Origin of the sequence: Murinocardiopsis flavida, from assembly GCF_003014485.1 — a bacterium.
In the GTDB taxonomy this organism is placed as follows: domain Bacteria; phylum Actinomycetota; class Actinomycetes; order Streptosporangiales; family Streptosporangiaceae; genus Murinocardiopsis; species Murinocardiopsis flavida.
Window position 1 is genome coordinate 145,683 of the sequence record NZ_PYGA01000015.1, and the last position, 25,368, is coordinate 171,050.

A 25,368-nucleotide genomic window follows, 5' to 3' on the forward strand; every position below is an offset into this window, starting at 1 on the left:
CGATGAGCATGGAAGTCACGGCGTGGAACTCGCTGTACAACGCGATGCACGCGCAGCAGGACAAACGCCCGTTCTCCATGGCCACACTGCGGCGCATCGGCCGGTTCGCCCGGCCGCACCGGCGGCGGATCGCCAAGTTCCTGGTCCTCAGCGTCCTGACCGCGATCCTCGCCGTCGCCACACCGGTACTCGCCGGACGCGTCATCGACGCCATCATCCAGCGCGAACCGATGACCATCGTGGGCGGGATCGCCGCACTCATCGCCGTCATCGCCATCGCCGAGGCCGCCCTCGGCCTGTTCACCCGGTGGCTCTCCGCGAACATCGGCGAAGGGCTCATCCTCGACCTCCGCACCTCGGTGTTCGACCACGTCCAGCGCATGCCGGTCGCGTTCTTCACCCGCACCCGCACCGGCGCCCTGGTCAGCAGGCTCAACAACGACGTCATCGGCGCGCAGCGGGCGTTCAGCGACACTCTGTCCGGCGTCGTCAGCAACTTCGTCATGCTGCTGCTGACCCTGATCGTGATGATCGGCCTGTCCTGGCAGATCACCCTGCTCACACTCCTGCTGCTCCCGCTGTTCGTCCTCCCCGCGCGCCGCATGGGCACCCGCCTCGCCCACCTGGAGCGCGAGGCCGCGAACCACGACGCCGTCATGGGCACCCAGATGACCGAGCGGTTCTCCGCTCCCGGCGCCACCCTCGTCAAACTGTTCGGCCGCCCCGCCCACGAGTCGGCCGAGTTCGCCGCCCGCGCGAGCCGCGTCCGCGACATCGGCGTGCGCACCGCCATGCTCCAGACCGTGTTCGTCACAGCGCTGACCCTCGTCTCGGCGCTCGCACTCGCACTCGTCTACGGGCTCGGCGGGTACCTCGCCCTGACCAACGCCATCGAACCCGGCGCCGTGGTCTCCCTGGCCATGCTCCTCACCCGCCTCTACTCCCCGCTGACCGAACTCGCCAGCGCGCGCGTCGAGGTCATGAGCGCCATGGTGAGCTTCGAGCGGGTCTTCGAGGTCCTCGACCTCAAGCCGCTCATCCGCGAAAAGCCCGACGCCGAGGACGTCCCCGACGGCCCGGTGTCGGTCGAGTTCGACTCCGTGCGGTTCGCCTACCCCTCAGCCGACAAGGTCTCCCTCGCCTCACTGGAGGAGGTCGCCACCCTCGACACCCGCGGCGGCGTCGACGTCCTGCACGACATCTCGTTCCGCGCCGAGCCCGGCCAGATGGTGGCGCTCGTCGGATCCTCCGGCGCCGGCAAGTCCACCATCGCCCAGCTCGCCCCGCGCCTCTACGACGCCGACAGCGGCGCGGTGCGGCTCGCCGGCATCGACGTCCGCGACCTCTCCGCCCAGTCCATCCGCGACACCCTGGGCATGGTCACCCAGGACGGCCACCTGTTCCACGAGTCCATCCGGGCGAACCTGCTCATGGCCGCGCCCAACGCGACCGAAACCCAGGTGTGGGACGCCCTCACCCGCGCCCGGCTCGCCGACCTCATCGCCTCACTGCCCGACGGCCTCGACACCATCGTCGGCGAGCGCGGGTACCGGTTGTCCGGCGGCGAGCGCCAGCGGCTGACCATCGCCCGGCTGCTGCTCGCACAGCAGCGCGTCGTCATCCTCGACGAAGCGACCGCCCACCTCGACTCCACCTCCGAGGCCGCCGTGCAGGAGGCGCTGGCCGAGGCGCTCGACGGACGCACAGCGGTGGTCATCGCGCACCGCCTCTCGACCGTCCGCGCCGCCGACCTCATCCTGGTGCTCGAAGAGGGCCGCGTGGTGGAGCGGGGCACCCACACCGACCTGCTCGCCGCAGGCGGACGCTACGAACAGCTCTACCGCACCCAGTTCGACGACGCCGACACCGCCGACGTGGCGGTCTGACCCCCGCCGCCCGCGCCAGGGAGCGGCGCGGGCGGCGGCGCCCGTCCGGAGTCCGCCCTTGCGGTGCGCATCGCAAGGGCGGCCGCCCCGGTCCATCGCCGGCGGTACCACCCGCCGCGTCACGGCCCTTCCGTCACGGGATCTTGAGCAGCATCGCGGCGAGGCCCCCGGGGTCGGTGAGGCGTCCCGTGGCAGTGCGGCGAATCCCGGCCCTGCTCGTCATCTCAGCCCTGCTCGGCCGCGAGGATCCCGGCTGCCCGCTCGCCGACCACCATGGAAGGGGCCAGGGTGTTGGCGACCGTCACATGGGGCAGCACCGAGGCGTCGGCGACGCGGAGGCCCTCGATGCCGTGCACCTTGAGCCTCGCGTCCACCACGGCCCCCTCGTCCCGACCCATCCGGGACGTACCGCTCTGGTGCCAGTAGGTCTCCACGGCGTTCCGCACGAACATCTCCACCGTGTCCGTCACAGCGGACGCCGGGGACACCTCCCGCTCGACGAACGGGCGGAGTGCCGCCGAGTTGCCGATCTCCCGGGCCATGGCGACGGCGGACAGAGCCGAGCGCACGTCGTCGGGGTCGGCGAGGAAGTTCGTCTCGATGCGCGGTCCTGCCATCGGGTCCGTGCTCGCCAGGCGGACCCGGCCGCGGCTGCCGCCGCGCAGGCGCATGGCGGGCATCAGGGTGAAGCACCGCTCCGGCGGCGGATACTGCGCCGCGCTCTCGGGGGAGACGGACGGCGCCGGCGAGACGTACATGACGAACTCCGGTGCGCCCGGCCGTGTTCCGTCTGCCCAGAAACAGACGGCCTGGCTGCGTGTGGGCACCGGCAGCGGCACGTCCGTCGCCTCCCACATGCAGGGCAGGCGTATGTGGTCGTCGAGGTTGCGGCCGACGCCGGGCAGGTGCTGGACCACCGGGATGCCGAAGTTCCGCAGCTCGCCCTCGTCCCCGATCCCGGACCGCATGAGCACGGCCGGGGTGCCGATCGCACCCAGCGACAACACCACCTCGTGCGACGCGTGGGCGCGCAGCGGCGTGCCGTCGCGCACGAGCTCGACGCCGTGGGCCCGGCCCGCGGAGAGCAGGACGCGGGAGACCGTCGTGTGCGGGAGCACCGTGAGGTTCGGCTGCCCCACCCGGTCGGCGACGTATCGGCGGAAGGGGGTCTGCCGCACGCCGTTGTGGATGTTCTCGTCCCGCACGGCGCAACCGGAGTCCGCCTCCATCAGGGCGCCGTTGGCGCTGTCGAACCGGGAGAGTCCTGTGGTCTCGGCGCCGTCGAGGAACGCGGTGAAGAGCGGATGCACGTCCTGCGACGGCCGTATCCGCATCGGCCCGCCGGTACCCCGGCGCTCGGGGTCGGGCGCGCCCTGCCAGTCCTCGATGCCGCGGTAGTGCTCCAGCACGTGTGCGTAGCCCCACATGGAATCGCCCGCGGCCTCGGCGTAGGAGTCCCAGTCGCTGCGGTGGCCACGGCTCCACACACCCGCGTTGACGGCGCTTCCCCCGCCCAGCCCGCGGCCCGTGGCATAAGCGAGCCGGCGCCCGTTCAGATGCCGGTTCGGCTCCGTGACGTGGTCCCAGGTCCGCTCGCTGCCGAGGTTGGCCGGCCACAGGTCCGGGTCGCGGACACGCTCGTCATCGTCGTCGCCGCCGCTCTCGACGAGCAGTACCGTGACGGCCGGATCGGCCGCGAGCCGGCCGGCGAGAACGGAACCGGACGGACCCGCGCCGCACACGATGTAGTCGAACGTGGCGCCGTCGTCCAGGTGGTCGGCGAGTGCGAGCCGATGCGACGTCGTGGTCGCCGCGGTATCGGCATGTCCGGGGTGTCTCCTCATGCTCAGCGTCTCCTTGGACTGTCAGCCGCGGTCGGTGTCCCGGGCCTGGTCATAACCGAGTTCGAGCAGAGCGGCACGCAGTTTCTCCGCGGCGTCGTCCAGAGCGGACTCGTCCTCCGGCTCGGCCCTGCCGAAATCGAAGTCGGACATGTCCCAGACGGGAGCGACATGTATATGCAGGTGCGGCACCTCGAAACCCGCGATGACGAGGCCCGCTCGCGGAGCGTCCCAAGCCCGCTGCACCCCTTGCCCGACGGCCCGGGCGACCTCCATGCACCGCCCCAGAAGCGCGCCGTCGGCATCCGTCCACCGGTCGATCTCGCGCCGAGGGACAACGAGGGTGTGGCCGGGGCTCAAGGGCGCGTTGGTGAGGAACGCGGTGACGACGGGATCCTGCCAGACAAAGCGTCCGGGCAGCTCACCCGCGATGATGCGTGAGAACAGAGTGGGCATGGCCGAATCTCCTTTACATACAGCGGGCAGCCCTCCGCGGAGAGGCGCGAGCGGGTTCTCTCGGTGCCCCGAGTCCTGGGTGAATTCTGAGGGGCCGCACACGTCGCGGGTACCGGAGACACCGGAACCGCGACCGTGCGGTGTCCGGCGGGCATGGCCGGCGGCCGGTCAGGAGCGGTGGGCCCAGGGGATGGATTCGAGCAGGCGCTCCAGTCGGAGTTCGCCGTCGCGTGTCTGCCCGCCGTGGTCCATCAGTACGCGGAGCCGGTGGACGACGTCGTCCGGGGAGGGGTAGACCTTGGCGTGGGCGGCGGCCTCCTCCGCCAGGTTCGGCACAGGGCCGCTCGCCTCGGCCGCGTCCAGCGCCTCCTTCGCGGCGGCGGCGACGCCCTGGGGCAGCACGGCGATGCGGCGGGCGAGGGCGTCGACGAACGCGTCGAGGTGTTCGTCCGGGACCGCGCGGTTGATCCACCCGTAGCGCTCGGCGACAGAGGTGTCGAACAGTTCGGCGCCCAGTACGATCTCCAGGGCGCGGGCCCGGCCGACCAGCCGGTTGAGGTACTGGGTGCCGCCCCCGCCGGGGAAGATGCCCATCAGCGACTCCGGCTGGGAGAGCCAGGTCCGGTCCGCTGCGGCGAACCGCATGTCCGCCGCCATCGCCAATTCGACGCCGCCCGCGCGGGCGTAACCGCGCAGTTTCGCGATCGTCACCTGCGGCAGGGTGCGCAGCCGCTCGTTGAGCTGCTGGAGCGGATTGAGAGCCGGGTCGGCGTCGGGGTCGGCCAGGGCCATGAGGGTGCTCGGATCGAAGGACCACTCGAAGTCCGCGTGGGCGGAGAAGAACTCGGGGCTGGCCGACTGGAAGACGATCACGGCGACGTCCTCGTCGGTCGCCACCTCCTCCGCGAACGCCTTGAGGTCTCCGGCCAGTGTGGCGTCGACGGTGTTCACCGGCGGGTTGTCGATGGTCACCCGGGCGATCCGGTCCTCCGCGCGGACCACCAGGGCCTTGTAACCGCTGTAGCTCATCGCTTCGCTCCTCCGGTCGGGTACGGCACGGCCGCCCGACGTTGTTTATTGGTCGTTACAGAAGGAACGTAGCACATTCTTTAACGTGCGCTAAAGTAAGGCTCATGACAGGCAGACCGAGGACGTTCGACAAGGACGCGGTGCTCCGGATGGCGATGCGCGCGTTCTGGGAGCGGGGATACGACGGGGTGAGCGTCGCGCAGGTGTGCGCGGAGGCGGGCATCGCCGCGCCGAGTCTGTACGCGGCCTTCGGCGACAAGGAAGCGCTGTTCGAGCAGGCGTGCGCGCTCTACACCGAGCACCTGGACGAGGACCTGGAGCGCGACCTCTCGGCACCCGCGGCACGTGCTGCGATCGAACGCCTGCTGCGGTCCGCGGCCGAGCACTTCACCGCGCCCGGGCAGCCCCCCGGCTGCCTCGTCATGGGCGAGCCGCGGCTCACCGAACGGCGCGACAGGACACGCGACATGATCCGGGCACGCCTGCGCCGGGCCGCCGCCGAGGGGGAACTCGCGTCGGCCGCCGAGGCCGACGGCGTCGCCGCGTTCGTCGACACCGTGCTGTCCGGCATGGCCGCCCTGGCCCGCGACGGTGCCGACCGGAACCGGCTCCTGGACGCGGCGCGTTTCGCGATCCGGGCCTGGCCCGCATAGTCCTTCGCTCGCACCGGGGACCCGGCCGGGCCGAGGCGACCCGGTCGGCCCTGGAATGCGGCGGGCCACGGACGCCGCCGGCTCATGCGGCGGCCCTTCGTCCGACATCGGCGACGGAGGGGCTTGCGCTCAGAGTAGACCGGTCGTATAGTTCCAGTGTCGGAACACGCAAGGCACCGAATTCCCGGAAGGGGAAGGCATCATGGGACGCATCAAGGTCGGCACGGAGAACAGCACCGACATCGAACTGCACTACGAGGACAAGGGGAGCGGGCAGCCCGTCGTCCTGATCCACGGCTACCCGCTCGACGGCAACTCCTGGGAGGGCCAGACCCCGGCCCTTCTGGCGGCAGGCCACCGGGTCGTCACCTACGACCGGCGCGGCTTCGGCAAATCCAGCCAGCCCGCCACCGGCTACGACTACGACACCTTCGCCGCCGACCTGAACACCGTCATGGAGACCCTCGACCTGCGCGACGCGGTCCTGGTCGGCTTCTCGATGGGCACCGGCGAGGTCGCGCGCTACCTGTCCGTCTACGGCTCCGACCGGGTCGCCAAGGCGGTGTTCCTCGCGTCACTGGAACCGTATCTGGCGATCACCGACGACAACCCCGACGGCGCCGCCCCGCCCTCCTTCTTCGAAGGCGTCTCCGAGGCGGTGAAAAAGGACCGCTACGCCTTCTTCACCGGGTTCTACACGGACTTCTTCAACCTCGACGAGAACCTGGGCACCCGGGTGAGCGAGGAGGCCGTGCGCAACGCCTGGAACGTCGCAGCCGGAGCGGGCCCGATCGCCTCGGCCGCCGCCCCGCTGACCTGGCCCACCGACTTCCGGGCCGACATCCCCCGGATCGACGTCCCCGCCCTGATCGTGCACGGCACGGGCGACCGCACCCTGCCGATCGACGCCACCGGGCGCCGCTTCGCCAAGGCTCTACCCGCCGCCAAGTACGTCGAGATCGACGGCGCGCCGCACGGGCTGCTCACCACCCACACCGCCGAGGTCAACGAGATCCTGCTGGACTTCCTCGGCGGATGACCCGCCGGGCGGTGCGGCCGGCGCACGGCACGACTTAGACGACTGGTCTAATGGGAGGTAGGATGGGGAGCATGCCAGCCGTTCAGGGCGACACCCGCCGCAACATCCTCGACGCCGCCCAGCAGATCATGTCCCGCAAGGGGTTCTCAGCGGTGGGCATCAACGAAGTCCTCTCCGCGGCCGGGGTGCCGAAGGGGTCGTTCTATCACTTCTTCGGCTCCAAGGACGCCTTCGGCGAGGCCATGATGCGGGCCTACTTCACCGACTACCTGGCGGACATGGACCGCGTCCTCGCCGAGCCGGGCCTGACCGCGGCGGAACGGCTGATGAACTACTGGCGGAACTGGCGCGAGACACAGGCCCTCGACGAATGCCAGGGCAAGTGCCTGGCCGTCAAGCTCGGCGCGGAGGTCGCCGACCTGTCGGAGACGATGCGGCTCGCCCTGAAGGAAGGCACCACCGGAATCATCGACCGCCTGGAACGGACGATCACGGCCGGCCTGGAGGACGGATCGATCGCCCTCGACGGCACCCCGCGCGACACCGCGCAGGCCCTGTACGACATGTGGCTCGGAGCGAGCGTCATGGTCAAGATCCACCGCGACATCAGCCCGTTGGACACCACGACCACGGTCACCCGTCAACTCCTGCACCTGTAGAGCCCGGCCGCACCCCGAAGACCCGCCCGAACACCGGTCACCTGCCATGACAGAGTCGACCGGTCTACTAGAATTCGAGTCACACCATGAAGATCCTCATCGTTCTCACCTCGCACGGCGAACTCGGCACCACCGGCCGCAAGACCGGCTTCTGGCTGGAGGAACTCGCCGCCCCCTACTACCGCTTCAAGGACGCCGGCGCCGAAGTCGTCCTCGCCTCCCCCAAGGGCGGCAGGCCGCCCCTGGACCCCAAGAGCAACGAGCCCACCTTCCAGACCGACGAGACCCACCGCTTCGAGGCCGACCCCGAGGCCATGGCCGCCCTCGCCCACACCGTCCGCCTCGACTCCGTCTCCGCCGACGACTTCGACACCGTCTTCTACCCCGGCGGCCACGGCCCCCTGTGGGACCTGGCCGAAGACCCCGCCTCCGTCCGGCTCATCGAGACCGTCCAGCGCGCGGGCAAGCCCCTCGCCCTGGTCTGCCACGCCCCCGGCACCCTGCGCCACGCCACCAACTCCGACGGCACACCCCTCGTCCGGGGCCGGAAGGTCACCGGCTTCACCAACGGGGAAGAGGCCGCCGTCGGCCTGACCGGCATCGTCCCCTTCCTCGTCGAGGACGAACTCAAGCGGCTCGGCGCCGACTACTCCAAGACCGATGACTGGCAGCCCTACGTCGTCGTCGACGGACTCCTCATCACCGGCCAGAGCCCCGCCTCCTCCGGCCCCGCCGCCGACGCCCTACTCACCCTCCTCACGCTCCGCACCCAGGTCGACGAGGCCCGCGCATAGCGGGCGCCCCAATGAGCACTATCGGGCGCACTGACGAGTGACCCCGCGGGGCCGAGCGCCTGCGGCCCCGGCCCCGCGGCCTCTCCGGGAGATCCTCGACCGCCCCGCCATCGCGACGGCGATCGCCGACCGGAACGGATGCCCATCTCCGAATCGGAGATGGGCATCCCGGCGCTTCACTATCCGGGCGCCATGTCGACAAATCGGCTGTAGTGGCCCTGGAACGCCACGGTCACAGTGGCGGTGGGACCGTTGCGGTGCTTGGCGACGATGAGGTCGGCCTCGCCCGCCCGCGGCGACTCCTTCTCATGGACGTCCTCGCGGTACAGCAGGATGACCATGTCGGCATCTTGCTCGATGCTGCCCGATTCGCGTAGATCGCTAACTTGGGGCTTTTTGTCCGTTCTCTGCTCCGGACCACGGTTGAGCTGGGACAACGCGATGACCGGGACCTCAAGCTCCTTCGCGAGGAGCTTGAGCGACCGCGAGAACTCCGACACCTCCTGCTGGCGGCTCTCGACCCGGCTGCCCGACGACATCAGCTGGAGGTAGTCGACCACCACGAGCTTGAGGTCGTGCTGCTGCTTGAGGCGGCGGCACTTCGCCCGGATCTCCATCATCGACATGTTCGGGGAGTCGTCGATGAACAGCGGCGCGCTGGCGACCTCGCCCATGCGTCGCGCCAACCGGGTCCAGTCGTCGTCGGTCATGAGCCCGGACCGCATGGTGTGCAGCGGCACCCGCGCCTCGGCGGAGAGCAACCGCATGACGATCTCGTTGCGCCCCATCTCCAGGCTGAAGAAAACGCTGGTCAGCTGATGCTTGATCGACGCGGCCCGCGCAAAATCCAGGGCGAGGGTCGAATTGTGCGTGGGGATCATCGACCGGCCGGCGAGGTAGAGGTGATCCGGATGGTCGACTTGGACGCACCGAACCGGGACACTCCGCACCGGACGCACGTCGGTGATGAAGCGCGCCCCGACACGGGGATAGTTCCTGTCCCCCCGCTCCTTGTGAGCCGACTTCTTGCGTTCGAGGCGGAAGACCTCATCGGGGGTGCTGAATGTGACGACGTAGCAGGTGGACGATGCCTCTGACCGGCCGTTGACCCGCTTGAGCGAGGTACCGCACCGATAACCGAGGCTGTGGACCAACTCGCGAAAACCCTCGGCGAGCGCCTTGCTCGTAACAGCGAACTGGACAGCGCCCGTTCGGGTGACCGTCCCGTCGGTGTCGAGCAGCCCGGCGAGGAGCGCACGGCGTTGCCGCAAGGAGCCGCGCAGGTACTCCTCAGGGATGTGCTTGTCACCGAGGACACCGATCTTGCGCAGGACCGCGGTCACGGTTCCGTGGTCGGTGATGCATTCGCGGCAACGGCTTTGCCCGAAGCAGCGCTTGCCGCAATCGACGCAGGTGGCGTGCGCGACCGGCGCGGAGACGAAGCGCGCCTTACCGCCGCAGGACTGCCCGCACGTCCGCACGTGCGGGAGTTTCGGGACGAAGGACCGGCCGCAGACGACGCAGGGGCGTTCGACGGGACCGCTTCCGGCAGGGAAGCAGACCCCGTAGGAGATCGTCGCATTGCCGACCGGTCGGACGACGAACCCCTCCGCCTCCAGGTACATGACGATCTCGGGGTCGGCGGTGGTGATCCGCGCACCCGCCGAGTGCCCATCGCCCAGCCACGCCCCCAGCAGATACGGCGAAAGGGGCAGGTCCTGCTCTGGAAGGTCGAGCGGTGCCGCGTTGCGCACCGAATGGTTCAGCCGCCGGTCGGCTGTCGCGCAGCGAAGGGTCTCGGCGATCTGGCGGGTGGTCCGCACCTCGGCAACCGCCCTGGGCCGGTCGGATCGGCGAGCCCGCACCTCCTGGGCGGCGCGCCGCGAGGCACGGGTGTCGGTGCGCCATTGGTGCTCGCCGTCGGCGACGATCGTGCTGCCGTCGTCGAACGTCACCTCGAAGCAGTCGCGGTCGGCCATAACGGCGGTCGATGCGACGACGCGGGTGGGCGTCCCGTCGGCGGAGAGGAGCGTGTCGCCGGTCCGGACCTCTCCCATGGTGGTCCACCCGCCCGGGGTCGGAAGAGGGGTGTCGAGGGCCAGCGCCTTGCCCACAGCGGGTCTCGCGGCGATGATGACCATTTGGCCGGGGTGGAGGCCGTTGGAGAGGGCGTCGAAGTCGGTGAAGCCGGTGGGGACACCGGTCATGGAGCCGTCGTGCGCGGAGATGGCCTCGATCTCGTCGAGGGCGCCCGGCATGATCTCGCTGAGCGGGAGGTAGTCCTCGCCGGTGCGCTTCTCGGCGACCCGGTAGACCTCGGCCTGGGCGCGGTCGACGAGGTCGTCGACCTCGCCGTCGCCGGCGTAGCCGATCTGGGCGATGCGGGTGCCGACCTCCACCAGGCGGCGCAGCACGGCGCGGTCGGCGACGATGCGCGCGTAATATCCGGCGTTGGCGGCGGTGGGCACGGCCTCGGTGAGGGTGTGCAGGTACGGTGCGCCGCCGATGCGGGTGATCTCGCCGCGCTTGGTGAGCTCGGCGTTCACCGAGACCGCGTCGACGGGTTCGCCGCGGGAGAACAGGTCGACGACGGTGTCGTAGACGGTCTGGTGCGCCGGCCGGTGGAAGTCGGCGGACCTGACGATCTCGACGACCTGGGTGATGGCCTCCTTGGAGAGCAGCATGCCGCCGAGGACGCACTGCTCGGCCATGATGTCGCTCGGCAGTGCGCGTTCGAAGCCGCCCTCCCCGGGCGGCGGTTCGCCCACGCTCACTGGTACTCCCCCCTGCGGGCCGCCAGATGACCCGGACTTGGATTCTCGTCACTCCCCGCGCGGTGCGCAAAGCGTCCTGTGGACAGACTTGGGGAGATCCTGTGGACGACTCGGGCGTTTCTGCGGACAACTTGTGCACAACACCTGTGGATAACTTTCGACCTATCCCCTTGCAACCGATTTGACCTGCAAAAACTCTGTCCACGACCTGTGTGGGAAAGAAAGTTCTCACCCGGGTTTCCACAAGTTATCCACAGGATCGCCTGCCGTCGGTGGATAACCCTACTGCTTTCAGTCGAACATCCGTACGCTAATGTGGCAAGGTCATGCGCAAACTTCTGTCCGCCCCGCCGTTCCGCCATGTCCGCGACGCCGAGATCTTCCGGCTCGCCGTCCCGACCTTCTTCGCACTCATCTCCGAGCCGTTGTTCCTGCTCACCGACTCTGCGGTGGTGGGTCGGCTCGGCACCGCGGAACTCGCCGGCCTCGGGGTGGCCAGCCAGGTCCTGCTGACCTTCGCCAGCCTGTGCATCTTCCTCGCCTACGGCACGACCTCCGCCGTGGCCCGCCGGTTCGGCGCCGGCGACATCCCCGCCGGCATCCGCCACGGCGTCGACGGCCTCTGGCTCGCCCTGCTCATCGGCATCGGGGTCATCGCGGTCTTCCTGCCGCTGGCACCCTGGCTGATCCAATCGCTCGGCGCCTCCGACACAGCGGCACCGCACGCCCTCACCTACCTGCGCATCAGCCTGCTCAGCACCCCCGCGCTCCTCATCACCATGGCCGGCACCGGTGTCCTGCGCGGCCTCCAGGACGCCCGCTCCCCGCTGCTGGTCGCGCTCGGCGCCAACCTCGCCAACATCGTGCTGTGCGTCACCTTCGTGTTCGGGTTCGGCTGGGGCATCGCCGGGTCGGCATGGTCCACCGTAGCGGCGCAGACCGCCGGGGCGGCCGTCTACATCGTGGTGGTCGGCCGCGCCGCCCGGCGCAACGGGGTCGCCATCGCCCCCAGTTCCGCCGGGCTCCGGGCCACGGCGAGCGCCGGGTTCGCGCTGTTCGTGCGCACCGTCTCGATGCGGATCGTGCTGATCGTCACCACCGCCGTCGCGGCGCGGCTCGGCGACACCGAGGTCGCGGCGCACCATGTGGCCTTCCAGCTCTGGACCCTCCTCGTGTTCGCCATGGACGCCATCGCCATCGCCGGGCAGTCCATCATCGGCCGCTACCTGGGGGCCGGCGACGCACCGGGCGCCCGCGCGATCACCCGCCGCATGGTCGAGTGGGGCGTCCTGAGTGGCGTCGCCTTCCTGCTGCTGGTGCTCGCGGTGCGCCCGTTCGCCGCGCTGCCGTTCACCACCGATCCCGAGGTCGGCGCGCTGATCTTCGCCGTGCTGATCATCGTCGCGCTGCTCCAGCCGCTCAGCGGGGTGGTCATGGTGCTCGACGGCATCCTCATGGGCGCCGGCGACCAGCGCTACCTCGCCTGGGCCGGGGTGTGGACGATGCTCGCGTTCCTGCCGTGCGCCCTGCTGGTGCTGTGGGCCACCCCGCAGGGTTCCCCGTACGGACTGCCGGCCCTGTGGCTGGCGTACGGGGTGTGGATCGCCGCCCGCGGCATCACCCTCGCCCTGCGCGCCCGGGGCGGCGCGTGGCTGGTCACGGGGGCCGCCGGCCCGGGCGACCGCGAGCGTCAGCGCTCCGACTGATCCCGCCGGGCTCCGTCGGGCTCCACGCCGGTGGTCCTGCCGCACGCCCTTGCGGCGAGCGTGCGCGAACGGGCCCCTCGACCGAGTCGAGGGGCCCGTTCGCGCACGCTCGGCGGCGTGCCGCTACAGCGAAGGGTCGGCGTCGCCGAAGGCGGGGCCGTGGTAGTAGTCCGTCGTGCGCTCGTCCATCGGCACCTCGGGGTAGGTCGGCAGGTGCTCCTTCGGCACCTCGTCGTAGCCGAGCTGCTCCAGGCGGACCTCCAGGCGGGCCATCCGCGCGCCGACATCGGACCGCAGCTTCGGCAGCAGCGAGTAGAGCTTGTCGCCGGGGCAGCTGGTCTTGTTGTAGTCGCGGTGCCCGACGATCGCCTTGGCGGGGTTGAGCCCGTACGCGGCGCACAGCCAGGCGCACGTCTCGACGAGGGCGCTCAGCAGTGCCGTGGGCGGCCCGGCGGAGGTGTAGGTGCCCTCGCTCTCGATGCCGATGGTGTGCGCGTTGTGGTTCGCCACGTGCGCGCCGACGACGTGCCTGCCGCCGCGGATGGCCGCGAGGGAGCCGTTGCGCCCCTCCATGACGTGGCCGCCGCGGCTGATGGTGAGCTGCTGGCCGGTGTCATCCCACTTGTTGCTGTCCATGTGGTAGCGCTGAATCGAGCGCGACAGCGCGAAGGCGTGGTTCTTGGACCGGTCGCCGCTGTTGGCGGTGGCCGTGTGGTGGATGATGATGTGATCCGGGCCCTTGCCGAGCACCTGTGCGGCCTGTTTCGGCTTCCTGGCCTTCCAGTCGCCGCGCTTGTAGACGGTCCCCGACAGTGTTGCGGCCATGGCACTGGTGGGGCCGCCGAGATCGGCGGCCCCACCGAGCAGAACACCGCCCGCCACAAAAGCGGCGCCGCGTAATGCGTTCCTGCGTGACATGCCCTCCTGCGACCGAAGGCGGTGCTGGTGAATGGACATGCGGCACTCATCCCTTTCGATGGAGTAACGGACCCATCGAAAACGATATGTGACTAATAGTAGTTATTGAATCACTCTAGGTGTGTCGGCGTGTCGCCGCACACGATATACCGGGACCGGCCTACCGCAGGGGCGCGGCGTTCTCGGGAGCGCCGTACCCCTGCGCGAGCGGGGAGCGATCGGTACCGGTCAGCGGCTGATGTCGTCGGGCCCGCGCGCCGGGCCGTGGTACAGCTCGCGCTTGGGCTCCTGCTTCGGGACAGCGGGATAGCCGGGACGGTGGTCGGCGGGCAGGCCGCGGCGCGCACCTGGTGTAGTCCGCACACCGGAGGCCGCAAGGGAGTCGGCGACGGCGTTGCGGATATCGGGGAGCATCCCGTACAGGACGTCGCCCGGGCACTGGGTGGCGTTGAAGTCGCGGTGCCCGAGGATCGCGGCCTGCGGGTCGAGGGAGTAGGCGGTGCACAGCCAGGCGAGGGTCGCCACCAGGGAGTCGACCAGCGCCTTCGGCGGGGTGTCGGTGACGTAGATGCCTTCGTTCTCGATGCCGATGCAGTGGCCGTTGTGGTCGGCCACGTGCGTGCCGTAGCAGTGCTTGCCGTCGCGGATGGCGGTGAGCGCCTTGTCGCGGCCCTCGACGACGTGCCCGCCCCTGCTGATCGTCAGCTGCTGGCCGGCGTCGATCCAGCCGTTGCTGTCCATGTGCAGGTTCTGGATGTCGCGGGAGATCTTGTACGCGTGCTCGACCGAGGTGTCGTCGCTGTTCCCGCCCGCGGTGTGGTGCACGATGATCGTGTCGGGCGGGGTGTCGAGCACCTGCACCGGGGACGACGGCGGGCGCGCGCCCCAATCGGCGCGGGTGTGCAGCTGCGGCTCGGGCGCCGCGGCGGCGGTGGTCGCGGTGCCGATGGTGAACGCGCCGCCGAAGAGCACCGTCCCCGAGGTGAGCGCGGCCCCTCGGAAGACGTTTCTGCGGCTCGGACCTTGGTACGGCTGATGGGGATCTACATCGGACATTGAACCCAATCCTCTCCATTCGCGCCTTTATGGCAAGTCACAAAGGAAACCACACGCGACCGAATGTGTTCAAAGGGTCACGCGCCGATTGAGACCGTCCGGAATCGGCCACAGCAAAAGGCCCCGCCCCCTTGCGGGGACGGGGCCGTGCTGCGGTCGGAGCCTAAGCCCCGACGACCTCGACCGCGACAGTGGCCGTGACCTCGGGGTGCAGGCGAACCTGCACGTTGTGGTCGCCGATCGACTTGATCGGGTTGCCGATCTGCACCCGGCGCTTGTCGACCGCCGGGCCGCCCGAGTTCTTCACGGCGTCGGCGATGTCGGACGGGGTGACCGAACCGAACAGCCGGCCGCCGTTGCCCGCGCGCTGGGTCAGCCGCACCTTCAGCGAGCCGAGGCGGCCCGCGATCTGCTTGGCTTCGTCCAGGCTGCGGATGTCGCGCGCGGCGCGCGCACGGCGGATCGAGTCGATCTGCCGCTGGCCGCCACGCGTCCACCTGATGGCGAACCCGCGGGGCAGCAGGTAGTTGCGGCCGTAGCCGTCCTTCACCTCGACCACGTCACCGGGGTCGCCGAGGCCAATGACCTCGTGGGTCAGAATCAGCTTCACGATGAACCTCCCTCGGCGTCGTTAGCGAGCGGTGCTGGTGTAGGGGAGCAGCGCCATCTCACGCGCGGACTTGATCGCCGTGGCGACGTCGCGCTGGTGCTGCGTGCAGTTGCCCGACACTCGACGGGCACGGATCTTGCCGCGGTCGGAAATGAACTTCCGCAGCAGGGTCGTGTCCTTGTAGTCGATGTAGGACAGCTTTTCCTGACAGAACAGGCAAACCTTCTTCTTGGGCTTGCGTGCTGCCGGCTTCGCCATCGTGGTGCTCCTTTTGCAAGAGCCCCGGTGCTATCCGGGGATGGTCAATTCGGACAGATGTGCTGTGTTGCCGCGCCGATCAGAACGGGGGTTCGTCGGAGAACCCGCCCCCGCCGCCGAAACCGCCGCCCTGGTTGCCGCCGCCGGTGGCCCACGGGTCGTCGGCGGGCGGGCCGGAACGGCCACCCTGGCCGCCGCCGAAGCCGCCGCCCTGGTTGCCGTAACCGCCCTGGTTGCCGCCGCCCTGGCCGCCACCGAAACCGCCGCCCTGACCGCCGCCGAAGCCGCCTTGGCCGCCGCCCTGCCGCTGGGTCTTCGTCACCTTCGCGGTGGCGCTGCGCAGCACGGGGCCGACCTCGTCGACGTCGATCTCGAAGACGGTGCGCTTCTCGCCCTCTTTGGTCTCGAACGACCGCTGCTTCAGCCGGCCCTGCACGATGACGCGCATGCCCCGCTGAAGGCTCTCGGCCACGTTCTCCGCGTACTGCCGCCAAACGGTGCAGGTGAGGAACAGCGATTCGCCGTCCTTCCAGTCACCGGCCTGCTTGTCGAAGATACGGGGGGTCGAGGCCACGCGGAAGTTCGCCACCGCGGCCCCGCTGGGCGTGAAGCGCAGCTCAGGGTCGTCGACGAGGTTGCCGACGAGCGTGATCTGTGTTTCGCCTGCCATTGGTCAACTCCGGTTCGGTCTGAGTCGGACGGCGTGTGCGGGGATGGCGCGGAAGCGCCTAGTGGACCTCGGGGCGCAGGACCTTGGTGCGCAGGACCGCCTCGGTGAGCCCGAGCTGGCGGTCGAGCTCCTTCACGGTGTCGGGGGTCGCGGTGAGGTCGATGACGGCGTAGATGCCCTCGGACACCTTGTTGATGTCGTAGGACAGCCGGCGCTTGCCCCACACGTCGACCTTCTCGACGGACCCGCCGTCGTTGCGGACGACGGCAAGGAACTGCTCCAGCGACGGCGAGACCGTGCGCTCGTCGAGGTTGGGGTCGAGGATGACCATGACTTCATAACGACGCATATGCGTGCGTACCTCCTCTGGACTGGTGCGGCCACGGGCTGTTGCCCGTGGCAGGAGGGCACGAGCCGCCACCGGTGCGCGGAATGCGGAGGGGGCGGCTCGGAGCCGGACGAATGCCAAGGTTACCAGTTGTCAAGCCTTGGAATCGCCGTTTCTCAGGCAATCCACAACGATGAAGGCACACACGATGACCAGCGAGAACATCCGGACCAACTGGGCGATGGCGTAGGTCGGGCCGTCGATGGTCGCCGCTGTGTCGCCGAAGCCGAAGGCCTGCGCGGCGAACGCCGGGAAGCCCGCCGACGGCGCCGCACTGCCGGCCTCCATGTCGGTGAAGTGCGCCAGCAGCGCCCAGATCGCGTTGATGTAGACGTACTCCGCGAGCTGCCACACCCCGAGCACGGCGGCCCAGACCCAGGGCCGCATCGTGCTGCGCGGCCAGGCCAGCACCGCCAGCGGCAGCAGCCACAGCACGAACTGCGGCGACCACACCTTGTTGGTGATCAGGAACCCCGCCACCACCAGCAGGATGAGCTGCTCCCAGGACGGCCTGCGCCGCGCCAGCACCGCGAGCAGCGCCACCCCGGCGCACACGACCACGAGCTGCGCGGTGCCGAGGAAGTTGATCCGGTCCAGGTCGCCGGTGTCGAACAGGCCCAGCTCGCCCAGCGCGAAGTACACCGAGCCCCAGTCGGCCGGCCGCTCCCGGCTGAACGTGAAGAACGTCGCCCACGCGGCGGGCGCCGCCACCAGCACCGGGACGTTCACCGCGGCCCACGCCGCGGCGGCGCCCCCCAGCGGGCGCAGGAAGTCGCCCACGGAGGTCGCGCCCGCCTCGTCGGGGAGCCCGCGCCACCGGCGCAGCAGGTGCCGCGCCAGCAGCACGAACAGCGGGCCGAACACCAGGAACGGGTAGAACTTCGCGGCGACGGCGAGGCCGATGAGCACCCCTCCGCTCCATTGGCGCCCCCGCGCGTAGACCGCAATGCCGCCGCAGAGCAGCGCGACCGCCATGAGGTCCCAGTTGATGTAGGCGGTCATGAAGGCGGCGGGGACCAGCGCGGTGAACGCCCCGGCGACGAGCGCGGCCGTGCGGTCGAACGGGCGCCCGGCCCCGGCGACGCCGCCGCGCCCCACGAGGAAGCCGACGCTCAGCACCGCGGCGACGAGGAACCCGCCGAGGACGGCCGCGCTGAGGTCGAAGTAGCCGAGCGCCCGCGCCCCCTCGTCGGGCAGCCACGCCACCGCCCGCGCCGCGAGGTGCATGAAGGCCCCGATGAGGACGGGGTACTCGACGGCCTTGTCGAGGTAGGGGACGGTCCCGGTGTCGAGGCCGTCGCGGAAGTACAGCGGGTAGATGTCGCTGTAGCAGCCCAAGTGGTTCTGGGTGCCGTCCCACCACCCCCCGGTGCGGCAGGAGAGCTTCACGAGGTAGCCGAGCACGGCGCCGGCCAGCCCGATGGCGGTCAGCCAGAGCCACGGGAACGCCGCGGCGGCCGACCTGCGCGAGGTGCCGGTGACGCTGTCGGCGTCACCGGCACCTGGATGGCCCGGGGTATCAGACGTGGTGATCACGCCACCCTTTTATAGACGGGTTCGCCGGTGCTGGCCAACACGGCGGGTCAGGGTGTCACCACGGGATTCCGGGCCCGTCGGTCTCTTCGGGATCGTCGGTCGGATCAGGCGGGTCGGGCTGATCCTGGCATTCCGGCCGGGGGTCGCCCCATCGGCAGTCGTCGGGCGGCGGCGTGGTCTCCGGCGCCGTCGGCGACGGGGAGTCCGACGGTGTCGGTGTCGGGGTCGGGTCCGGCTCCTCGGTCTCCCGCGGTGTGGGGGTCGGTGTCGGCGTGGGTCCGTAGTTCTTCGCCTGGCCGACGTTGGCCGGCGGCGGGAACTTCTGGATCTCCTTGCCCTTCATGGCCCTGGTCATGAAGTTCTTCCAGACCGCAGCAGGGGTCTTCGACCCGTACAGCGCGCCGACACCGGGGATGGTCACCGGCTTCTGGTCGCTGCGGTGCAGGCCGACCGCCGTGGACAGCTGCGGGGTGAAGCCGACGAACCAGGCCGACTTCGCGCTGTTGGAGGTACCGGTCTTGCCGGCCACCGGGCGGCCGTCGGGCAGCGCCGCGGTCTTGGCGCCGCCGTTCTTGACGACCTGCTCCATGGCATAGGTGGCGTCGGCGGCGACGTCGGCATCGAACGCCGCCGTGCCGCTGTCGAGCTTGTCCGCGTCGTTCGGCTCGATGACCTTGCCGTCGCGGTTCTTGACCTCGGTGACCATGTGCTGGGGCATGTGCTTGCCCTTGTTGGCGAAGGTGGAGAACCCCGCGGCCTGGTCGAGCGCGCTGACCTGGTACGTACCGAGAGCGATGTTCGGCCCGAGGTCGGCCGTCTTGAACCGGGCGTCGGGGATGCCCGCCTTCTTCGCCGTGTCGGCCGCGTTCTGCGGCTGCACCTGGATCGCCAGTTCGACGAAGCTGGTGTTGACCGAGTTGGCGGTGGAGTCGACCAGGTCGACCGTCCCCCACGACTTGTTGCTGTCGTTGCGGACCGGCTCGCCGAGGCCCTCGAAGTTCTGCGGGGAGTCGCCGTTGAACTCGCTCTTCAGGCTGATGCCCTGGGACAGGCCGGTGGCGAGCACGTAGGGCTTGAACGCCGAACCCGCCTGGCCGGTCTGGTCGATGGAGTTGTTGGCGTCCTCGAGGAAGTCGGTGCCGCCGTAGAACGCCTTGACCTCACCGGTCTGGGGTTCGACCGACGCGAGACCGATGTTGGTCTCCTCGGGGGTGTTCTCGGGGATCTCCTCCTTGACGGCCTTCTCGGCGTACTCCATGTACTTCTTGTCGAGCGAGGTCTTGACCTCGTAGCCGCCGCCGGCGATGTCGGCTTCCTTGAGCGAGTACCGAGACGTCAGCTCCTTGGTCACCGCGGTCTTGATGTAGCCGCGGTAGCCCGTGCTGTCCTTGTCGGCCTGCGGCTTGATGATCTTCGGGAATTCGAGCTTGTCGGCCTCTGCCTGGCTGATCCCGAGCTTCGGGTCGTCGCCGTTCATGGCGACCATGCCGTCGACGGTGTACTGCCACCGCTCCTTGAGGACGGCCTCCATCTTGGGGTCCTTGGAGACGTCCTGGAAGTTGCCGGGCTGCTGGATGATCGTGCCGAGCAGCGCACCTTCGGCGTTGTCGAGCTTGTCGATGTCCTTGCCGAAGTACGCCTGCGACGCCGCCTGGATGCCGTAGGCGCTGCGGCCGAAGAAGATCGTGTTCAGGTACTGCGCGAGCACCTGGTCCTTGTTCAGCGACTGCTCGACCTTGAGCGCGATGATGATCTCGTTGAACTTGCGGGTGTAGCTGACCTCTTGCGAGAGGCCGTCATAGTAGTTGCGCGCCATCTGCTGGGTGATGGTCGAACCGCCGCCGGCCTGCCCGAAGCCGGCCGCCGCGCGGAGCATGCCGACGGGCGACACGGCGGGGTCGTCGTAGAACGAGCGCTGCTCGGCCGCCAGGACTCCGTTCTTGACGGGCTTCGGGATCTCGTTCGCGCCGATCGGGAACCGCTTCACCTCGCCCGAGGTGGTCGCCATGCCGCCGTCCTCGAACCGGATCGACGTCGCCGCGTTCTGGGAGGTGGCCTGAGTCTTGAGTTCGTTGAAGTCCGGTGTCGTCGCGTAGGCGATGCCGAACACCGCCACGACCCCCACGAACCCCACAGCGCAGACGATCAGCGCCGGCTTCCACGCCTTGGCCATGAACCGCTTGAACGGGCCGCGGTCGTCGTGCTCGTCGTCGCGCCCCGGTGGGCGGCGCCGCCCACCGCCGGACGCCCGCCGGGAGCCCTCGGACCGGGAGCCGCTGGACGGCGGCCTGCGGCGGCCGTCGCGGCCCTCGCGGTCGTCGCCGCGGCGGCGCCCGCCGTCGCGGGCGCCGCCCGAGGCCGCCGCCGCGCGGCGGGGCGGCGGGCTGTCGCGCCGGGACCTGCGGTCGCGGCCGCCGCGCTCGTCGTCGTCCCAGAAACCGCCGGACTCCTGCTCTGCGGGTTGGCGGCGCGGGGCGGGGCGCTCGTCGTCGTAGCCGCGGGAGGCACGCCTGCCGCCGTTGCCGCGCGATTCGGGCGCCGGGCCGCCGGCCCGGCGCCGGCCACCGGCGCTCCGTCGTCTTTCGCTACTCACGCGTCATCGTCTGCTTTCGTCAGGCCGGCCCGCTCGGGGAACGGGAACGGAAGGGGGCAGCGGGATCCCCCGGGGATAACGGGTCCGACTCGCCTGGGGGGAGAGTTGAACCGGCCGCGGTCGCAGTGGTGTCCGTTGGTAAAGGGGTGGACTCCGGGTGCGTGCGGGTGGTCCTCTCCGGCGTGCCGAAGACGTTGGTCGCTGCTTCCTCCTGTCGCTGGCCTATCGGGGCGGAAATTCCAGAGCACGGCACTCGACTACTGCCGCACGCTCCGTGCTCGGGACGGACCTCGCCCGAGGCACAGGGGAACGTGTGGGGGGTACCGGGCCGGGGTACGACTGCTCCCGGCGCGGACGTGCCGTCGCTCCTTCCTGACCGCTCACGGTGAACGGCGCATCGCACCGCTCGTGACCAAGCGGTACGCGGTGGACCCTGGCATGCGCGGCGCCGGATTGTCGACGCCGGCCCACAAAGGGGCGATCGTTACGTTAGGGCGATGCGGTCATATAGCACAACCCGGGCGCGAGCGTACTGCTCTACGGCCCTGCCTCGGTAACGATCCGCTACTCGTTCCTCAGCGGTGTCAGCGTACGACCTGCCGGGGGCAGAGTGGGAGCCGGAATGGCGGATCTTCCCATTCAGTCGGGTTATCGCAGCTCAGCAGCGCGAGGTTTTTTACCCGCCAGGGGCATGGCGCAGTGCCGGGAGCGATGCGGACCACCGTGATCCCTCCCGGGTCGCCAATATATCGACCCGATACCGTTAACAACCACAAAACAGACAACTCGGACGCTGCCCGGAGGGTCGGCACGGCACCACGGGGCGGCCGCACGTCCGCCGCCGCGCGCCGCGCCGGGCATGGTCGAAGGAGCGCAGGTCACATGGGTTCGGTACGCGTCGCCATCGCGGGAGTCGGCAACTGCGCGGCGTCACTCGTCCAAGGCGTCCACTACTACGCCGACGCCGATCCGCACGCCCGGGTCCCCGGGCTGATGCACGTCGAGTTCGGCGGTTACCACGTCCGCGATGTGGAGTTCGTGGCGGCGTTCGACGTCGACGCGAAGAAGGTCGGCCACGACCTCGCCTCGGCGATCACCGCGAGCGAGAACAACACCATCACGATCAGCGAGGTGCCGCCGACGGGGATCACCGTACAGCGGGGTCCCACCTACGACGGGCTGGGCCGGTACTACCGGCAGACCGTGGCGGAGTCCGCCGACGACGCGGTCGACGTGGTGGCCATGCTGAAGGCCGCGCGCGCCGATGTCCTGGTCTGCTACCTGCCGGTCGGTTCGGAGGAGGCCGCCCGGTTCTACGCGCAGTGCGCCATCGACGCCGGGGCGGCGTTCGTCAACGCGCTGCCCGTGTTCATCGCCTCCGACCCGGAGTGGGCGGCGCGGTTCACCCGGGCGGGGCTGCCCATTGTGGGCGACGACATCAAGTCGCAGGTGGGCGCCACGATCACGCACCGGGTGCTCGCGAAGCTGTTCGAGGACCGCGGCGTTGTGGTCGACCGCACGTACCAGTTGAACTTCGGCGGCAACATGGACTTCAAGAACATGTTGGAACGGGAGCGGCTGGAGTCGAAGAAGGTCTCCAAGACGCAGTCGGTGACGTCCCAGATCCCGCACGAACTGAACGCCGATTCGGTGCACATCGGGCCCTCGGACCATGTGCCGTGGCTCGACGACCGCAAGTGGGCCTATGTGCGGCTGGAGGGGCGCGCCTTCGGCGACGTCCCGCTCAACCTGGAGTACAAGCTGGAAGTGTGGGATTCTCCCAACTCCGCCGGGATCATCATCGACGCCGTGCGCGCGGCCAAGATCGCCAAGGACCGCGGTGTGGCCGGTCCGCTCCTCGCGGCGTCGTCCTATTTCATGAAGTCCCCGCCGGAGCAGTACAGCGACAGCGAGGCGCACGCGGCGGTGGAGGCGTTCATCGCCGGCACGACCGAACGCTGACACCGCGCGTTCGGACGGTGGCTTTCAGCAGGTTCGCCGGTGACATGTAGCCTGCTCGGATTGTCCGGTACCGTTCGCCGCTGTCCGTAGACACGGATCGGGCCGTAGTATCTCAAAGAACCCGAAACCGCACTATGCGGCGACGTAAGCGAGGCCCAGCCAATGAGCCACCCCCCGAACCCCGGCTATCCGCCACCAGACCCGCAGGGGCAGGGCCCCGGTCCTTGGCAGCAGGGGCCGTGGGGCCCGACCGGAGGCCAGCCGGGCCAGCCTCCCGGGCCGCCCAGCGGCCCTTACGGCGCACCGGGCGGGGCGCCCAACGGTCCGTACGGACCACCGCCCGGCGGCGCGCCGGGCGGCCCCTACGATGTGCCGCCCGGCGGACCCGGCTACCCCGGCCCGTACGGCTCCGGCATGCCGCCGGGGCCGCCGCCGAACAAGGGCAACGGCGGCGTCATCGCGCTGGTGATCATCCTGGTGGTGGTCGTCCTCGGCGGTGGCGGCATCGCCGGCTGGTTCCTGCTGTCCGGCGGCGACTCCTCGTCCGCCTCCTCCGACCCGACCCCCTCCGAGTCCTCGGACGCACCCGTCGACGACCCCATCGACGATCCGTCCGACGACTCCGGTGGTTCCGGTAGTTCCGGCGGCACCATTCCGGACAACTTCGCGGGAACGCACAGCGGCACCCTCACCGCCACAAGGCCCGATGGCACCGAGGAAGAGTGGATCATCGGCATCAGCATGACCGAGGGCACCGACACCGGTGCGATCGCCGCGACCGTCGACGGCAACGAGTGCGCCTGGGACCTGACCATGACCAGCGCCTCCGACACCGAGATGAACATGGACTACGCCTACAGCGACTACGGCGACTCCGGCGGCATCTGCCAGGACCCCGGAACGGTCACCATCACCGACGACGGCGGCATGGAGATCGAGATCAACTCGAAGGGCACCGACGGCACCACCACGGCCGAGGGCTCACTCGACTAAGCGCGGTCACAGGGCCCCGCCGCACCTCATTGCCAGGTGCGGCGGGGCCCTGCCGCGTCTCCCGGTTTCCCGTGAAACATCCGCCGTTCCTCCCCCGCCGCCCGGTCGGCGCACCGCGGTCCCGGCCCTACGCTGACCGAGTGTCCTTCCACGGTGATCTGCGCGACGTCCTCCGGGGGGCGCGGTTCCGCCGCCTGTTCGCGACCCGCGTCGTCTCCCAGTTCTCCGACGGTGCGTTCCAGGCCGGGCTGGCCGGATACGTCTTCTTCAACCCGGAGCAGCACACGTCCGCCGGCGCGGTCGCGGCGGCGTTCGCGGTGCTGTTGCTGCCCTTCTCGGTCGTAGGACCGTTCGCCGGTGTCTTTATCGACAGATGGTCACGTCGACAAGTCCTCTTCGTCTCCGCACTGGCCAAGGCCGCCCTCGCGGTCGCGGCCGCCGGGATGGCCGCCGCCGGGTCCGACGGAGCGCTGTTCTTCGCCGCGGCGCTCTGCCTGCTCAGCGTGAACCGCTTCTTCCTCGCGGCCCTGTCCGCGGCACTGCCGCACGTGGTCGCGCGGGAGAAGCTGATGATGGCCAACGCCGTCACCCCGACCTGCGGCACGGTCGCCAGCTTCCTCGGCGCGGGTACCGCCGCCGGGCTGCGGCTCCTCGGCGGCGACGGGCTCGGCGGCACGGCACTGATCCTGCTCGGCGCGGGGGTCGGCTTCGCGGCGGCCGGCGGCACGGCCCTGATGCTGCGACGCCGCGAACTCGGCCCCGACCTCGACGACGAGGCACCCGCGGTGCGCGCCGCCGTGCGCGGCGTGTTCACGGGTCTCGCCGACGGGGCGCGGCACATCTGGCACCGCACACCGGCACGCGACGGCCTCGCGACCATCGCCGGGCACCGGTTCGTGTTCGGGATCTCCACCCTGCTGACACTCCTGCTGTACAACAACACCTTCAGCGCGGGCGGGGTCGCGGGCCTCGCGGGGTTCTCCGTCGCGCTCGGCGCATCGGGCGCCGGCTTCCTCGTCGGCGCGGTGGCGACCCCGTGGGCCACCGCCCGGATGTCCACCGGGCTGTGGATCGCGGCCCTGCTCGGCGGGGGCTGCGCGGCGCTCCTGCTGTTCGGCCTGCCGTTTTCCCCTCCCCTCTTCCCCATCGCCGCGTTCTGCCTGGGCGTGGTGTCGCAGGGGGTCAAGGTCTCTGTCGACACGTTGGTACAGCGACATGTCGACGACGCCTACCGGGGGCGCGTGTTCTCCGTCTACGACATGCTCTTCAACGCGGCCTTCGTCGCCGCGGCGGGGGCCGCCGCGGTCGCCGTCCCGCCGTCGGGGGTCTCGGCGCCCGTGGTGGCGGCCATGGCCGCCGCATACGCCGCGATGGGCGCCTGCTGGCTCCTCGCCCACCGCAGGGCCGACCGCGGCGCGGCGCACGCCCCCGGGGCCTGACCGCGCGCGTGCAGCCTGCTGGCGGGCCGTGCGGGCGCGACCGTAGGCTGCCAAGCGCCGGGCGGCGCCATGCCGGACGCCGCACCGCGCCCCGGAACCTCCAGGAGA

General features: G+C 70.1%; 21 protein-coding genes. 9 read left to right on the forward strand and 12 right to left on the reverse strand.

What is annotated here, in order from left to right; genetic code table 11:
• Positions 1–2: 2 nt before the first annotated feature.
• On the forward strand, positions 3–1,886 hold the full coding sequence (locus tag CLV63_RS20660; RefSeq protein WP_106584806.1) for an ABC transporter ATP-binding protein: 1,884 nt from the start codon (positions 3–5) through the stop codon (positions 1,884–1,886).
• A gap of 224 nt (positions 1,887–2,110) precedes the next feature.
• Here the strand turns inward: CLV63_RS20660 and CLV63_RS20665 are convergent, their stop codons facing one another.
• The 3 genes from CLV63_RS20665 to CLV63_RS20675 form a co-directional block, all read right to left on the reverse strand.
• Positions 2,111–3,730 (reverse strand): GMC family oxidoreductase, encoded by a 1,620-nt coding sequence (locus tag CLV63_RS20665; protein ID WP_106584807.1) that lies wholly within the window; start codon positions 3,728–3,730, stop codon positions 2,111–2,113.
• Positions 3,731–3,751: 21 nt separating this feature from the next.
• The gene (locus tag CLV63_RS20670; protein ID WP_106584808.1) at positions 3,752–4,183 is read right to left on the reverse strand and encodes an HIT family protein; all 432 of its coding nucleotides are present in this window, start codon (positions 4,181–4,183) and stop codon (positions 3,752–3,754) included.
• A 168-nt stretch (positions 4,184–4,351) separates the two neighbouring features.
• Positions 4,352–5,212, reverse strand: a complete 861-nt coding sequence (locus CLV63_RS20675; RefSeq protein WP_211301396.1) for an enoyl-CoA hydratase/isomerase family protein — start codon at positions 5,210–5,212, stop codon at positions 4,352–4,354.
• A gap of 104 nt (positions 5,213–5,316) precedes the next feature.
• On the opposite strand from CLV63_RS20675, the gene CLV63_RS20680 reads away from it, so the two are divergent.
• The 4 genes from CLV63_RS20680 to CLV63_RS20695 all read left to right on the forward strand — a co-directional run bounded on the left by CLV63_RS20680 (position 5,317) and on the right by CLV63_RS20695 (position 8,357).
• Complete coding sequence (locus tag CLV63_RS20680) at positions 5,317–5,865, forward strand: TetR/AcrR family transcriptional regulator (RefSeq protein WP_106584809.1); 549 nt, start codon at positions 5,317–5,319, stop codon at positions 5,863–5,865.
• A 202-nt stretch (positions 5,866–6,067) separates the two neighbouring features.
• Positions 6,068–6,904 (forward strand): alpha/beta fold hydrolase, encoded by an 837-nt coding sequence (locus CLV63_RS20685; protein ID WP_106584810.1) that lies wholly within the window; start codon positions 6,068–6,070, stop codon positions 6,902–6,904.
• Positions 6,905–6,975: 71 nt separating this feature from the next.
• Positions 6,976–7,563: a TetR/AcrR family transcriptional regulator gene (locus tag CLV63_RS20690; protein ID WP_106584811.1), complete on the forward strand. Its 588-nt coding sequence runs from the start codon at positions 6,976–6,978 to the stop codon at positions 7,561–7,563.
• Positions 7,564–7,649: 86 nt separating this feature from the next.
• Positions 7,650–8,357 carry a type 1 glutamine amidotransferase domain-containing protein gene (locus tag CLV63_RS20695; protein WP_106584812.1) on the forward strand — a complete coding sequence of 236 codons (708 nt, stop codon included), beginning with the start codon at positions 7,650–7,652 and terminating at the stop codon, positions 8,355–8,357.
• 179 nt (positions 8,358–8,536) lie between these two features.
• On the opposite strand, the gene dnaB is transcribed toward CLV63_RS20695, so the two are convergent.
• A complete protein-coding gene (dnaB, locus tag CLV63_RS20700) occupies positions 8,537–11,131 on the reverse strand; it encodes a replicative DNA helicase (RefSeq protein WP_106584813.1) in 2,595 nt (864 codons plus the stop codon).
• A gap of 326 nt (positions 11,132–11,457) precedes the next feature.
• Here dnaB and CLV63_RS20705 point away from each other — a divergent pair, with 326 nt between their 5' ends.
• Complete coding sequence (locus CLV63_RS20705; protein ID WP_106584814.1) at positions 11,458–12,837, forward strand: MATE family efflux transporter; 1,380 nt, start codon at positions 11,458–11,460, stop codon at positions 12,835–12,837.
• A 123-nt stretch (positions 12,838–12,960) separates the two neighbouring features.
• Here CLV63_RS20705 and CLV63_RS20710 read toward each other — a convergent pair whose 3' ends face one another.
• The 8 genes from CLV63_RS20710 to CLV63_RS20745 all read right to left on the reverse strand — a co-directional run bounded on the left by CLV63_RS20710 (position 12,961) and on the right by CLV63_RS20745 (position 20,866).
• Complete coding sequence (locus CLV63_RS20710) at positions 12,961–13,794, reverse strand: peptidoglycan recognition protein family protein (protein ID WP_106584815.1); 834 nt, start codon at positions 13,792–13,794, stop codon at positions 12,961–12,963.
• 189 nt (positions 13,795–13,983) lie between these two features.
• Positions 13,984–14,811: a peptidoglycan recognition protein family protein gene (locus tag CLV63_RS20715; RefSeq protein WP_106584816.1), complete on the reverse strand. Its 828-nt coding sequence runs from the start codon at positions 14,809–14,811 to the stop codon at positions 13,984–13,986.
• 163 nt (positions 14,812–14,974) lie between these two features.
• Positions 14,975–15,421: a 50S ribosomal protein L9 gene (gene rplI, locus CLV63_RS20720; RefSeq protein WP_106584817.1), complete on the reverse strand. Its 447-nt coding sequence runs from the start codon at positions 15,419–15,421 to the stop codon at positions 14,975–14,977.
• Positions 15,422–15,442: 21 nt separating this feature from the next.
• Positions 15,443–15,679, reverse strand: coding sequence for a 30S ribosomal protein S18 (gene rpsR / locus CLV63_RS20725; protein ID WP_106584818.1), 237 nt, complete (start codon positions 15,677–15,679; stop codon positions 15,443–15,445).
• A gap of 79 nt (positions 15,680–15,758) precedes the next feature.
• Positions 15,759–16,349, reverse strand: a complete 591-nt coding sequence (locus tag CLV63_RS20730) for a single-stranded DNA-binding protein (protein WP_106584819.1) — start codon at positions 16,347–16,349, stop codon at positions 15,759–15,761.
• A gap of 58 nt (positions 16,350–16,407) precedes the next feature.
• Positions 16,408–16,698, reverse strand: coding sequence for a 30S ribosomal protein S6 (gene rpsF, locus CLV63_RS20735; protein WP_106584820.1), 291 nt, complete (start codon positions 16,696–16,698; stop codon positions 16,408–16,410).
• Positions 16,699–16,830: 132 nt separating this feature from the next.
• Positions 16,831–18,273 (reverse strand): glycosyltransferase family 87 protein, encoded by a 1,443-nt coding sequence (locus tag CLV63_RS20740; protein ID WP_106584821.1) that lies wholly within the window; start codon positions 18,271–18,273, stop codon positions 16,831–16,833.
• A gap of 55 nt (positions 18,274–18,328) precedes the next feature.
• The gene (locus tag CLV63_RS20745; protein WP_245928948.1) at positions 18,329–20,866 is read right to left on the reverse strand and encodes a transglycosylase domain-containing protein; all 2,538 of its coding nucleotides are present in this window, start codon (positions 20,864–20,866) and stop codon (positions 18,329–18,331) included.
• Between the two features lie 882 nt (positions 20,867–21,748).
• Between CLV63_RS20745 and CLV63_RS20750 the strand changes: the two genes are divergently transcribed.
• The 3 genes from CLV63_RS20750 (at position 21,749) to CLV63_RS20760 (ending at position 25,260) form a co-directional block, all read left to right on the forward strand.
• Positions 21,749–22,828 (forward strand): inositol-3-phosphate synthase, encoded by a 1,080-nt coding sequence (locus tag CLV63_RS20750; protein ID WP_106584822.1) that lies wholly within the window; start codon positions 21,749–21,751, stop codon positions 22,826–22,828.
• Between the two features lie 414 nt (positions 22,829–23,242).
• Positions 23,243–23,821 (forward strand): hypothetical protein, encoded by a 579-nt coding sequence (locus CLV63_RS20755; RefSeq protein ID WP_146165623.1) that lies wholly within the window; start codon positions 23,243–23,245, stop codon positions 23,819–23,821.
• A 140-nt stretch (positions 23,822–23,961) separates the two neighbouring features.
• The gene (locus tag CLV63_RS20760; protein ID WP_106584824.1) at positions 23,962–25,260 is read left to right on the forward strand and encodes an MFS transporter; all 1,299 of its coding nucleotides are present in this window, start codon (positions 23,962–23,964) and stop codon (positions 25,258–25,260) included.
• Positions 25,261–25,368: the final 108 nt, after the last annotated feature.